The organism is Thermococcus sp., assembly GCF_027066465.1.
Lineage (GTDB): Archaea > Methanobacteriota_B > Thermococci > Thermococcales > Thermococcaceae > Thermococcus.
The window spans coordinates 1-11,379 of record NZ_JAMONU010000095.1 but is presented as its reverse complement, the minus strand read 5'-3'; the positions used below and the strand labels follow the sequence as shown (position 1 = coordinate 11,379).

The window sequence follows — 11,379 nt, the reverse complement described above, 5'->3', positions numbered from 1 at the left end:
TCCCCAATCCATGGGCGCGGAGGACTTCGCCTACTACCTCCAGCGCGTTCCCGGGGCGTTCCTGGCACTCGGAATAAGGAACGAGAAGAAGGGAATAATCTACCCGCCGCACCATCCAAAGTTCAACGTGGACGAGGACGTCTTGTATCTTGGAACGGCTATGGAAGTCGCATTGGCCCTCGAGTTCCTCAAGTGAGTTCTTTTCCGACAACCTTTATCTTTCCCAGCTCCTCAGCACCAAAGCTCTCAGTCCCCTCCGGAAGAACCGTGAGAACTTCCGAGAAACCAAGACTTCTGGCCCTCGCGAGAACCGGTTTAACGTCTTCAAGCCAGCCCCGCAGAAACATTGCGGCACCATTCCTCCCCGGCAGGTTTCTCAACGCGTAGTACGAGCCTCCGCTTCTGCCCGTTTCCACCGTGTAGTGAATTCCGGCGATGCTGTCCCTAACGGCCGAAAAGAAAACACTGCACGAGCTTTGAAACCTTCCAGCTATCAGCTCCAAATCCCTGACCTCCTCCCACGTAAAGCTTGCGGGTATCACGCTTCCACTCCCGCCAGTGCACACCCTGACGAGCTTCCCCCAGAACAGCTCCACATTAAAGCCGAGCTTCTCGTAGAAGCCCTCTGCCTCTTTGTCGGGCTGAACAGTCATCAGTTCCGCTCCCCTCTCACGGGCAACCTCTTCAACGAACTCCATTAAGGCCGTTCCAATTCCCCTGCCCCGGTAGGCCGGATGAACCTCGATAACGTCAACATGGGCTATGTTCCTGAGCCTGCCCAAAATCGGCTCCTCCGAAAAGAACACTTCGACCTCTCCAACGACCTTGCCGTCGAGTTCAGCAACGGCCGCCATCTGGTCATCGAGCAGGAGGTTGTTGAGATGAACCGCAAGGGTCTCAACTGCCATCCAGGGACCGCCCTGAGCGTAGCGCTCGTAAAGGCTACCGACCACATCTCTTCCGTATGTGTGGAGTTCAACTATTTTCCCAACGTCGTCAAGGGTCGCCGGGCGGATTCTCATCGTCCTCACCCAGGTAGCCAAACTTCTTGAGGATGTGCACTACCGCCTCCGCCCCGCCGTCTCCGTAGGGCTTCTCGGTAACGTAGTCGGCTTTCTGCTTGAGGCTCTCGGGGGCCTGGGCAATGGCAACGCGGTAGCCGACAACTCTAAAGGCATCGAGGTCGTTCTCGCCGTCACCGACGTGGGCAACTTCGTCCGGCTTTATTCCGAGGAACTCGCAGGCCTTCTCTATCCCGGTCCCCTTGTTAATCCAGGGCTTCTTCACGTGGATTGCGAAGCCCGAATCCACGGCCACCAGGTTAAGCCCCAGCTCCTCTATGATTTCCCTGACGGCCTCAACGGGAACCGTTCTCCTTATAACGAGACCAGCCTTCCGCTCCATCGTCGAGTAGCTCAGCTCTGCCCCAGGATGGCGTTTCTTCAGCTCGCTCCAGAGTATCCACTCCTCGTCCATATCGGTCAGAAAAACGCGCTTCCTCATCGTTCCCTCGCCCTTCAGCGAGAGCGCCCCGCCGTCTTCAGCTATGACCGGTCCGCTCGTTCCTATGAAAACGGCCGCGGCTTCAGCGAATGGAACGGAGTTCCCAGTGACCAGCATGACCGGAACGCCGAGCTTCTCGGCGAGCCTTATAGCCTTCAGGGCGTCGATGCTCAGCGTCCTGTCTCGGTACGTTATCGTGCCGTCTATGTCGAGGGATATCGCCTTAATCCTCATTCTCTCACCCGAAGACGGGAAAGGTTGCGGGAATATAAGGCTTTGCTTTCAGTGGTCCTTCATGATTTCCCTCAAAACACTGGTCGCATAGACACCTTTCGGGAGGAAGAAGCGGAAGCACATTCCGGTTCCGGGGACGTAGCCGTAGGTCATACCTACTGGGCGGATTAGAAGTTCCCGCCTTCCACCGGGTTCTGCCATCGGCCTCGGGAGCCTTTTGAATGTCTCAAGGGTTATTCCTTCCTCCTCGAGAATTTCCCCCTCAAGTTCGCCGGGAATTCCATTGGCTCTCCTCATCGCGAAGCCGAAGAGCGGGCCCGAAACCATCGCCTCGCCTCTTCTCACCTTCTCACGAACGAAGTTGATGTTCGTCTCGGTGACGCGATATGTTCTGTCGCGGTACGGGATTCCCCCCTTTACCTGAACCACTATATCGCCGACGAGCGGTTCGCCGAGAAGTAGCTCTTCAATGCGCCTTGACAGGTAGAGGTTGAAGAGGTAACTCTGGTATGAGTGGATGAAGATGCGCATTATCGGGAGCGGGAGGGACAGGAAAGCCTTTTTCCAGCTTCTGGTTTTCCTGTAGGTGTAGAGCAGAGTTCTCTCGTAGCGGAGGAAGCGCGGGAACTCCTCCAAGGCCCTACCAACGTCTCCCGTCTCCCAGAAGTTCTTTCTGGCTTCATCACCCTCCATGCTCCCGTCGGCGTAGCCGAGAAATATTTTAGCGGCCTCCTCAAACTCTCCCTGAAGGAGGAGCTTTCCAATCAGATGGTTCACAACCCTCTTTTCACCGAAGCGCTGGTAGCCGAAGTAGTTGGGGAAGCCACCTTTCTCGCGGAGCTCCCTGATTATCTCCTTAGCCCTTTCAAAGGCGTCCTCGCTAACGTCCCTGACGATTATCCTGAACCTGTTGCCGAGCAGGTGGCCGAGTTTAATGAACCTCCCGTAGGATATGAACCTCAGCTCAACGTCCCGGATTTGAACCGACTCAACTTTCTCCTTAGCCTCGGCGGGCACGCTTATGTACTGGTAGGTTACCGCGTGCCTGTCCTTCGTTCCGGCGAAGCCAATCTCGCGGTGGCTTATCCCGGCGCGCTTGGCAACCTCCTTAATAACCGCCATCGTGTCCCAGTTTCGCTTTTTGAGGAGGAAAATCGCGTGCTTTTTTCCCTCAAAAATCTGGGGGAGTGGTTCCTCGATAACAACGAAGTCCTCGGGAAAGACCTTGATTCTACCCCCTATCCCGGGCTTCTCGCTCAGGTGCCGGAACCGAGAGAAGAACTCGCGGTAGTCCATCCCTCACACCAGCTTGAGATGGCCGGTAACCCTGTCAACCAGCTCCTCCGGACCGGGTCCGATGGCGAGAACGGTAACCGTTCCGGGCGGAATTTCCGTTAGTCCGGCATCTCTTATGAGCGCCGTCGGAAGTCCAAGCCTTTCCGCCTTTTCCTTGAGCTGGAACAGCTCCTCAAGGTTCTCCGCCTTGACGACGACCTTCTTCTGCCCCTCGCTGAACCACGCTTTAAACCACTCTGGCTTTTCCTTCTGAGCCTTAAACGCCGCCGTAACTGCACCGTGAGCAACTTGAACTGCGAACTTACCCTTGCTGAGCTTCAAATCTTTCCGCGAGACTATAACCTGCTTGTACTTGAACACGCTCATGGGAGAAAAGAGGAATGGAGAATTTAAAAAGGTAGCTGGGCTTCAAAGCTCAAGCTCTTCCTCCTCTTCCTTCTTGGGAAGCCCTCCTGGACGCCTCTGCTTCTTTCTCAGCACCTTCTGCTTGAGTCTCTCAAGCTGGCTGTAGTAGTTGTAGGCGACTGCGCCTGCAACGAGGGTTGTAATCAGGAACAGCACTGTGAGGGGCTTCCACGGGTTGCTCTGGTTTTTCGGCGGGAGGTACTGGGAGACAACGCCCGCTATCTGCTCAGCCAGGGGAGTTGCGTTCTCCATCTTGGCGAGGGTCTGGTTTATGTACTGCGGAAGCTCGTCGGGCTTCGGCCAGACTTTGACCTCTTTTACGATGACTTTGGGCGGTATGCTGTTAATTGTCACGAGGTTTCCGAGGGTAATCCTGTGCTCGTTCCCAAGCGGGTCGTAGTAGATGAGAACCCCGCTCACGTGGGAAAGGTTCTCGGCTGTAACCTTGAGGTCTGTCACGACGGTTTTCTTCTCACCGGCCTTTATGTCCCCAACTTTAAGGACGCTCGCCCCCTTAACGCCCTTTGGCAGCGTTAGATAGAGGGTCGCGTTCTTTACGAACTCGTACGCCGGGTTGCCGCTGGATGCACTTATGGTTACGGCAAGCTTGACGGTCTGGTTTGGCTTGGCCGTGACGTAGGTTCCCCACGTTCCGTTGTAAGCGGCCGCATTGAAGGTCAGCTGAGGAATTCCGTAGACGATTACGTTTGTAAGAGGAGCGGAGTAGACGGTCTTCATTTTGCCAGTTTCAAGGCTCTGGTCGTCGTAATACGTTACCATGACCTTTCCAATATCAAATTTTCCAACGTTTAAGGGTTTTAGAACATAAACAAGCATTGGAAGCTTTGTAAAGGCAGGAAGGGTGTTTATCTGCCAGCTTTTGGTCATGCTCACGAGCTTGAAGCCGCTGGGAATTGGAGCGGCAACGTTGAGCTGGTAGGCGTCGCCTCTGCCGAGGTTCTCAACCCCTATTGAAAGGACTATGTCCTGCCCAACGAGAACCTGCTTTGGAACGGCGGTTATGTTGACCGTAACGTTCGCCGACCTGAGTATCGGGACCACCTCAGCGTTGATTGGTCCGTATATTCTCACGAGAGCCCTCTTATACTGAGGCTCAGCCCTCTGAACTGACACCATAAAGGGTGAGCCATCCACGACTCTTGGAAGGCCGCCGACCTCAAGGGTGTAGGTGCCGATGGTTTTGTTCTCCCTGTAAACGGTCATCCTTACCATGTCCGGAATAACTGAAACGAGCTGGAAGTAGTAGCTCGTTCCGTTGTCCTTTATCTGGAGCTTCTCCCCGGTGTAGAGGAGACCGTCGTAGAGAAGGGTTGTGCTCACCTCAGGGGTCTGAGCAGTGCTCTGCTGGGCTTGGTTCGGGCTTACTATTCTGAGATTCGTCGTCGCAACTCTTGGAACGTAAAGGTTTATCACGGCACCCTGGTTTGACGTCACATTCACGACTTCAATGTAGAGGTAGTTGATGTAGGAGTGTATGCTGTCAATCTGATAGGAAACTCCCCTTGCTTCTCCCTTAGGTATGCTGAGGGTGTACTGCGCTCCGTATGGCATCGTGACGAGGAACGTTGCACCGGTGGAGGAAACCGACTCGAGTTTGACCTTTATTGGGGGAAAGCCCTCTGGAAGGGTAAACTGAGTTCCAACGGGAATCGCCTTGTTGGAGTACAGCTTCGTAAGGGGAGAGCTTATCGTGATTATTATGCTCTTGGTATCGGAGCGTATCCAGTTGAGGGTAACGTTGAGCATTACGTTGGTGGGCGATGGATACACAAGGGACTGAGAGATGTTAAGAACGGCCGTCTTCGTTCCCTCCGGCCCAGTAACCTGAAGGTAAACCTGCGTCCAGGCGAGGTTCACATCGACGAAGGTCACGTTGTAAGGCCCTAGGATGGCTTTATCACCCAGTTCGAGGGAGATACCGCTGATGCTCGCGTAAGTCGGGACCGTTGCGGCTTTTACACCGGGGATAAAGCCCAGTGACAGAACCATAAAAGCCATCAGGATTATAGCCACGGGTTTCCTCATTCCCACTACCTCCACGGGTATGTTAAACTGGTCAGCCTAACTCAAAAAGGGAAGGGAGGTATAAAGGCCTTACGGTGTGAGCCTCTTCCTGTCCCTCGGGAACAGGATAACCTCCCTGATGTTCGGAAGGTTGAGCATCTGCTTTATCAGCCTCTCCGCTCCAAGGCCGAAGCCGCCGTGCGGGGGCATCCCGTAGCGGAAGGCCTTGAGGTAGAACTCAAAGCTGGCCGGATTGAGCCCCTTCTCCTTTATCTGCTCGACGAGAACGTCAGCGCGGTGCTCCCTCTGGCCGCCTGATGTTATCTCAACCCCCCTGTACTCCAAATCGAAGGCCCTGCAGATTTCAGGCTTATCGTCGTATTTCATTATATAGAAAGGCTTGGCCTCACTCGGATACTTGTAAATGAAGTAAAGCGGGGCGTTCTCGTTCTCCATCATGTACTTCCCGAGGAGCCTCTCCCCTTCGGTGTCTATATCTTCGCCCCATGGGATTTCCTTCCCGAGGTCGGCGAGAATTTCAAGAGCCTTATCGTAGCTCAGCCTCGGGAACGGGAGCTTCGGCTCCTCCAGCTCAAAGCTGAGGGTTTCGAGTTCCTTCGCGTTGTGCTCGCGGACGTAGTTGATTGTATGGGCCACGAGCCTCTCGAGGAGCTCCATTACCTCCTCCTCACTCTCGATGAAGGCCATCTCCGCGTCGATGCTCCAAGCTTCGTTTAAATGGCGCGTCGTGTTGTGTTCCTCCGCCCTGAAAATCGGCGCTATCTCGTAAACCCTGTCCAGTCCAGAGGCCATCATCATCTGTTTGTAGAGCTGGGGACTCTGGGCTAAGAAGGCATCCTTCTCGAAGTACTTCATGGGAAACAGTTCCGTTCCTCCCTCTGTGGCGGTGGCTATAATCTTGGGCGTGTGAATCTCGATGAAGCCGTTCTTGTGGAAGAAATCCCTGACCGCCTTGAAAACGTTCGAGCGTATCTTGAAAATCGCCATTACCTCAGGCCTTCTGACGTCCATAAAGCGGTTATCCAGGCGGGTGTCGAGCTCGGCCTTGACTTTACCGGTCGGGTCGAGGGGTAGAGGTGTTTCCGCCCTGCTGAGGACCTCGAGCTTCTCCGGGAGAATCTCAAAGCCGAGCTTCGCCTTGGGCGTGAAGTTTACAATTCCCTCGACCGCGACGACGTCTTCACTGTTGAGCTTCGGAATGAGCTTGAATATCTCGGGGTCAACCTTCTTCTTCGGGGCGGTAATCTGGACTATTCCCTCCCTGTCCCTGAGCCAGAGGAACTTTATTCCACCCAGGTCCTTGACTTCCAACACCCAGCCGGCAACTTTAACGCGCTGGCCGTTGAGTTCTTCGGTTATCTCGCTCGAGTAGTGCGTCCTGTACATGGCCATCCCCAGAAGGAGTAGGGGCGAGCTTTTAAAGGTATTCGATGCACGGGGGAGAAACGAAGAAACCGAAGAGGGGGTCAGACAAACGAAATCTTGACTTCCTTCCCGACTATCTGGCTCAGGACGCTCTCGAGTATCTCGGGCTTTTCTGGAAGCTTCTTCTTGTCTCTGCCGAAGACGAGGACCTTGTAGTAGGTTTCACCGCCCGGCCTGTAAACGACGTTGACGCCGAAGACACCGGCCGGATAGAGCAGGTCGGAGGCGAGCTTCTTGAGTTCATCGGTGGTCTCGGCCTTCATGCCCTCTATTACTCTAACGCGCTTTCCAAGCTCCCTTATGAGAACCTTTATGTTCTTCCCGCCCTTGCCGATGGTTATCGGGACGTCTCCCTCTCCGACGACGATAACGATAAGGTCCCCGGCTTCGACGGCCTTCTTGAACTCGATATCAACGTCGCCGAGGAGCTTGTAGAGTAAGCGTGCAACCTTAACGTCCAGCTCGGAGATTATACCCTCCTGGAGCTTTTTCTCGTCAGCGGGGCAGAGAATATCGTCGGTTTTAAGACAAACCTCACAGATTGGCGCCTTCACGTTCTCACCTCCTTAGAATGACCTTGATAGGCTAACCCTTAATTCAGGAAGCCCTTTAAAAAGGTTATTATGCGGCCCAAAAGGAGAAGAACTCAAAGCTCGCCCTCGATTTCCCGCCGAATTCTCTCGATGAACTCAACGGTAAAGCGGTGCCTGTCCTCGGCGATGCGCTTCGCGGTTTCGGTGTACATCAAATCCTTGAGCTTGAGTATCTTATCCTCAAAGTGCCTGAGAGAAGTCTCGATATCTCTCCCGTGCTCACCGGAGTACATGAAAACGCGTGCAATTCCTATGGCCCCTATCGCGTCGAGCTTGTCCGCGTCGCTGAGTATCTTTGCCTCGAGCGTTCTCGGTTCGGGGCCCTTCGAAAAGCGGTGGGCCTCGATTGCGTGAGCCACTGCCTCGACCTTCTCCTCGGGATATCCCAGACTCCTGAGAAACTGTCTTGAAATCCTCGCCCCCTCGGCGGCGTGGTCTTCAACTTTGCCAGCGTCCTCAAGGGGTCTCGCTATGTCGTGAAGGAGAGCCGCCAAAGCAAGAACCTCGAGGTCCGCCCCTTCCTCCCTGCCTATGTGCATGCAGAGGTTGAAAACCCTCTCGACATGGCTGAAGCCGTGCGTTCCTTCCCTCTCAAAGAAGCTTTTGGCAAACTCCCTAGTTCTTTCAATGAGCGCCAGGGACTCCTTCGAAAAAACGTCTTCCAGCTTCACGCTCTCACCGGATGGAAAAAATCAGAAGGGCTTAAAGGTTTTACCTTTGTTCGCCTAATTCTCTCTCAAACTGCTTTTTCTCCTTGAGAAGGTTTACCCCTTCCGTGAAGACGTGTCCTCCCGCGACCTCATCCTCTTTGGTAAACTCCCATCCCTCACCGGTTTCGTAGCGACCGGTCTTCATCACGTGGCCCATTTCAAGGAGAAGGTTTTTCATGGCCTCGTTGCCGGTGAGAAGGGGTCCTTTAATCGTTCTGGCGGCCTTTACAATCCCCCTCTCAACGTAAAGCCTCCAGGAAGTTCCTCCATTGTGAACCCGAAGCTCTCCCGTGTAGGACGTCAGAAGTCTCAGGAGTCCTTCCAAGTCCCACCCAGGTATTTCCTCACTTAAAACCGCGCTTTCAACCCGTATATCTGGTTTCTCGGCAAGAATGTCGCTTACAGTCGCCTCATACAGCTCCACGACCCTCACTTTCTTAGTTCCTGCAATACGTGAAATCTCCCGCAGCGCTTCCTCTCCCTCAAGAGTCTCGCCGGTGATTATATCTTCAACCATCGCCCCCACAATCTTCCCGGAGGAGACGACCACGTAACCCGTCTTGAGACCCTCACCATCTTTCCATGAAGCCTTAAGGTAACCCTCTTTAACCCTGTTGAGCAACTCCTGGGTACTCTCAAAGTCCACAACAACACTAACGAACTTCCCCGGGAGCATACTGCATCACCTTCAAATGGAAAATAAAACTGAAGGCCCAAAATCAAAGCATTGAGGCAACTTTCTGGGCATTCCTCTTCAGGTAGATTCTCACGAGACCAAGGTTTACCTTCGGGTCAGTTAGAACGGTCAAAACTGCGTTTTCACCGGCTTCGACCGTTATAATTTTTCCCTTGGGGGCCTCGAGAGTCACCATGTCTATTGCCTCTTCGTGGAAGACTTCCTTCGATACGTTGAGCGAAGTTCCATAGATTGTCGCAACCATCGCGGCAACGCTCTCAACGTCTATCGTCCTGTCACTCGCCTGGCCCTCTATAAGGAGACCATCTTTACTTACTATCGCCACTCCTCTGACCCCATCAACCCTAAGCAGGTCGGCTATGACGTTTTCAAACATATTACATCACCCCAGTATCAGGAGGTCTACCTCTACGTGTTTGTCGCTAACCCTTATTTCTTTTATGAGTGCGTTCTTCCCGCTGAACTTCTTTATGGCAACGGCTATTGCGTTGGCCATCGGGTAGAGAACAGGTTTCATTCCCTTCTTTTCCAGCAACTGGAGTGAGTAGAGGTCCATTGGATTGTCAAGTTTGAGGGTAACTTTGTTGCCATCAACTATTATCTCCCCTTTCTCAGCAAATCCAAGGGTGTTTATCATGACCTCCGTGAAGCGGTTGAGCAGCTCTTGGGGGTCATTGCTGCCCTCGAAGTTAAGTCCGTACTCCTCCATCATCGTGCTGAGTAGTTCTTCGCCTATTGAGTTTCCGAGGCCCTTTGCCCCGGCCCCAAGCACCTTGTAAATCCCGTACAGTATCAGGTTATTAATTTTTGTAGCCATCTCTTCAGACCTCTCATTCATCCTTTCCACGACCTTCGCCTCCGTCATGGGGAGACATCCCCCATTGTATGTTTGTTGGTATTTAAATATTTTTCCAAATTTTTATAAATATAGCAGGAGGCGATTAACAATGTGTAACAATTTAATATAAGATTTATTATCGAATATTCGGAAAAGATTTCAGAGCGTATATTTAAACTGTCAAAAGATAACCAGAGTCTTGAAGCTAAAATGAAACTAAAACCAGAGGACGTTGAGAGAATAAAGCGATTAAGGGCCTGTGGGCTTAAGGTTTCGGAGATAGCCAAGATTATGGGTGTCTCGGAGAGAAGGATATTCCAAGTCCTAAAAGCCGGAAAAGTTGAAATTCCGGGGCGAAAAAAGAAAAAACTTCCGAAAGAAGCCGTTGAAACGATTCTAGAGCTGAAGAAACGGGGATTTGGAATAACCTCAATAAAGAGGGAGCTCGAGCGAAGGGGGATAGTGGTCTCCCGTTATAAAATTTGGAACACAATAAGGGAGCACGAAATGAGGACACTCCAGGAGCACCTAAAGAGGAGTTTCTCAAAGTATGACCGGGTGTTTTTAATCGCGATTCTCTCAATAGTCGTCAGGCGAAGGTGCCGGTACAAGTTTCTAGTTGTAACAAATATGAACGAATGCAGTGCGTATTTCTGGACAGTGAAGAGGGGGCTCACAATAGATGACGTAATCTCAATCATGGATGGTATCCTAGCGGATGAAATTCAGCAGGGATTTTCTATACTGGTTTACCTCTCCAAAGTTCCGCCCATAGCTCCAACAAAGGGATGCGAAAACAAGCTAACGAAACATTTGACAAGGCTCGGAGTTGCCTACGCCTGGATTGAACATCCTCTGGTTAAAAAGACCCAGAGGCGGATTGCACGCAAGATACGGGAAGAACTGGAGAAGGAAAATCCGAAAAACATTGAGGAATGGATAAACTCGATTGGCATAAATATTTTTAAGAGGGAATGCTTCTCATTCATCTCTGAGCTCTCGAGGTGGGATAAAGATGGGGATACTGGACAGGATTAAATCCCTCCTTGGGTCTAAAACTGAAGAGGAAATCCGGGATTTTAAAGAACTGCTCAAAAAGAAGTTCAGCTTCGAGGACTTTCTGTACGCAACAACGGAGGGTCTTCCGATAATGGGAACCTTCCCAAACTATGAGGAGCTATCCGCAAAGGTTCCAGAGATACTCAAAAGTATATCAGAGCTTGAATCATCGAGTTTCTACTCAATAATCACCGGGGAATACGTCTATACTCTGGTTCAGGTCTCCAGCGAAGTCCTCATGCTAGCCAAGGGTCTTGAAATTTTGGGTGAGGAAGACGTTCAGGAACTAATAGAGAGGAGCAGAAAGGAACTCGGAATTTAACCCAGCCGCCAATCAACGTAACCCTCAAGCGTCTCAAGAACACTCCCGTGAATCCTCATTGGTATGCCATCAACGCTGACTTCCCTTTTCTTACTGACGCCGTCTATCAGCCCCGCCTTTACGAGAACCCTGACGACAAACTCCTCCTCCCATCCCTTAAGCAGGTTTTTCTCGGTTTTAAGCGACAGCTCTGCAACGAGTCCGTAGGCACCCCAGTTAGAGACCGCCGAAACTACCAGCTCGTCCGTTTC

Annotated in this window: 15 protein-coding genes; 3 read left to right on the top strand and 12 right to left on the bottom strand. The window is 52.3% G+C overall.

Features of this window, described 5'->3' with window-relative positions; translation table 11 throughout:
* Positions 1-196, top strand: a 196-nt coding sequence (locus MVK46_RS04595; RefSeq protein ID WP_367182627.1) for a M20/M25/M40 family metallo-hydrolase, incomplete at its 5' end; no start/stop codon positions are given.
* Here the strand turns inward: MVK46_RS04595 and MVK46_RS04590 are convergent.
* The 11 genes from MVK46_RS04590 to MVK46_RS04540 all read right to left on the bottom strand — a co-directional run bounded on the left by MVK46_RS04590 (position 189) and on the right by MVK46_RS04540 (position 9,774).
* Positions 189-1,022 (bottom strand): GNAT family N-acetyltransferase, encoded by an 834-nt coding sequence (locus MVK46_RS04590; RefSeq protein ID WP_297535469.1) that lies wholly within the window; start codon positions 1,020-1,022, stop codon positions 189-191. The genes MVK46_RS04595 and MVK46_RS04590 overlap by 8 nt on opposite strands.
* Positions 997-1,737, bottom strand: coding sequence for a phosphoglycolate phosphatase (locus MVK46_RS04585; RefSeq protein ID WP_297535468.1), 741 nt, complete (start codon positions 1,735-1,737; stop codon positions 997-999). Before MVK46_RS04585 ends, MVK46_RS04590 begins: the two co-directional genes overlap by 26 nt.
* 48 nt (positions 1,738-1,785) lie before the next feature.
* Positions 1,786-3,033 (bottom strand): tRNA pseudouridine(13) synthase TruD, encoded by a 1,248-nt coding sequence (gene truD / locus MVK46_RS04580; RefSeq protein ID WP_297535467.1) that lies wholly within the window; start codon positions 3,031-3,033, stop codon positions 1,786-1,788.
* Between the two features lie 3 nt (positions 3,034-3,036).
* Positions 3,037-3,393: a peptidyl-tRNA hydrolase Pth2 gene (pth2, locus tag MVK46_RS04575; RefSeq protein ID WP_297535471.1), complete on the bottom strand. Its 357-nt coding sequence runs from the start codon at positions 3,391-3,393 to the stop codon at positions 3,037-3,039.
* 48 nt (positions 3,394-3,441) lie between these two features.
* Positions 3,442-5,484, bottom strand: coding sequence for a hypothetical protein (locus MVK46_RS04570; RefSeq protein WP_297535466.1), 2,043 nt, complete (start codon positions 5,482-5,484; stop codon positions 3,442-3,444).
* 69 nt (positions 5,485-5,553) lie between these two features.
* A complete protein-coding gene (gene aspS, locus MVK46_RS04565; protein WP_297535470.1) occupies positions 5,554-6,870 on the bottom strand; it encodes an aspartate--tRNA(Asn) ligase in 1,317 nt (438 codons plus the stop codon).
* 80 nt (positions 6,871-6,950) lie between these two features.
* A complete protein-coding gene (locus tag MVK46_RS04560; protein ID WP_297535465.1) occupies positions 6,951-7,463 on the bottom strand; it encodes a KH domain-containing protein in 513 nt (170 codons plus the stop codon).
* A gap of 92 nt (positions 7,464-7,555) precedes the next feature.
* Positions 7,556-8,173 carry an HD domain-containing protein gene (locus tag MVK46_RS04555; RefSeq protein ID WP_297535464.1) on the bottom strand — a complete coding sequence of 206 codons (618 nt, stop codon included), beginning with the start codon at positions 8,171-8,173 and terminating at the stop codon, positions 7,556-7,558.
* Positions 8,174-8,213: 40 nt separating this feature from the next.
* Positions 8,214-8,888 carry a DUF2226 domain-containing protein gene (locus MVK46_RS04550; protein WP_297535463.1) on the bottom strand — a complete coding sequence of 225 codons (675 nt, stop codon included), beginning with the start codon at positions 8,886-8,888 and terminating at the stop codon, positions 8,214-8,216.
* 43 nt (positions 8,889-8,931) lie between these two features.
* On the bottom strand, positions 8,932-9,285 hold the full coding sequence (locus MVK46_RS04545; RefSeq protein WP_297535462.1) for a roadblock/LC7 domain-containing protein: 354 nt from the start codon (positions 9,283-9,285) through the stop codon (positions 8,932-8,934).
* A gap of 6 nt (positions 9,286-9,291) precedes the next feature.
* Positions 9,292-9,774, bottom strand: a complete 483-nt coding sequence (locus MVK46_RS04540; RefSeq protein WP_297535461.1) for a hypothetical protein — start codon at positions 9,772-9,774, stop codon at positions 9,292-9,294.
* A 183-nt stretch (positions 9,775-9,957) separates the two neighbouring features.
* Here MVK46_RS04540 and MVK46_RS04535 point away from each other — a divergent pair, with 183 nt between their 5' ends.
* Positions 9,958-10,785, top strand: a complete 828-nt coding sequence (locus tag MVK46_RS04535; protein ID WP_297535460.1) for a hypothetical protein — start codon at positions 9,958-9,960, stop codon at positions 10,783-10,785.
* Positions 10,763-11,128, top strand: coding sequence for a hypothetical protein (locus tag MVK46_RS04530; protein ID WP_297535459.1), 366 nt, complete (start codon positions 10,763-10,765; stop codon positions 11,126-11,128). Before MVK46_RS04535 ends, MVK46_RS04530 begins: the two co-directional genes overlap by 23 nt.
* Here MVK46_RS04530 and MVK46_RS04525 read toward each other — a convergent pair.
* A partial coding sequence (locus MVK46_RS04525; protein WP_297535458.1) for a glutamate cyclase domain-containing protein occupies positions 11,125-11,379 on the bottom strand: 255 nt, incomplete at its 5' end. The genes MVK46_RS04530 and MVK46_RS04525 overlap by 4 nt on opposite strands.

Coding starts and splice junctions, on each gene's coding strand:
- MVK46_RS04535 (WP_297535460.1), top strand. CDS start 9,958: ATGAAACTAAAACCAGAGGACGTTGAGAGAATAAAGCGATTAAGGGCC.
- MVK46_RS04545 (WP_297535462.1), bottom strand. CDS start 9,285: ATGTTTGAAAACGTCATAGCCGACCTGCTTAGGGTTGATGGGGTCAGA.
- MVK46_RS04540 (WP_297535461.1), bottom strand. CDS start 9,774: ATGACGGAGGCGAAGGTCGTGGAAAGGATGAATGAGAGGTCTGAAGAG.
- aspS (WP_297535470.1), bottom strand. CDS start 6,870: ATGTACAGGACGCACTACTCGAGCGAGATAACCGAAGAACTCAACGGC.
- truD (WP_297535467.1), bottom strand. CDS start 3,033: ATGGACTACCGCGAGTTCTTCTCTCGGTTCCGGCACCTGAGCGAGAAG.
- MVK46_RS04570 (WP_297535466.1), bottom strand. CDS start 5,484: ATGAGGAAACCCGTGGCTATAATCCTGATGGCTTTTATGGTTCTGTCA.
- MVK46_RS04590 (WP_297535469.1), bottom strand. CDS start 1,022: ATGAGAATCCGCCCGGCGACCCTTGACGACGTTGGGAAAATAGTTGAA.
- MVK46_RS04550 (WP_297535463.1), bottom strand. CDS start 8,888: ATGCTCCCGGGGAAGTTCGTTAGTGTTGTTGTGGACTTTGAGAGTACC.
- MVK46_RS04585 (WP_297535468.1), bottom strand. CDS start 1,737: ATGAGGATTAAGGCGATATCCCTCGACATAGACGGCACGATAACGTAC.
- MVK46_RS04530 (WP_297535459.1), top strand. CDS start 10,763: ATGGGGATACTGGACAGGATTAAATCCCTCCTTGGGTCTAAAACTGAA.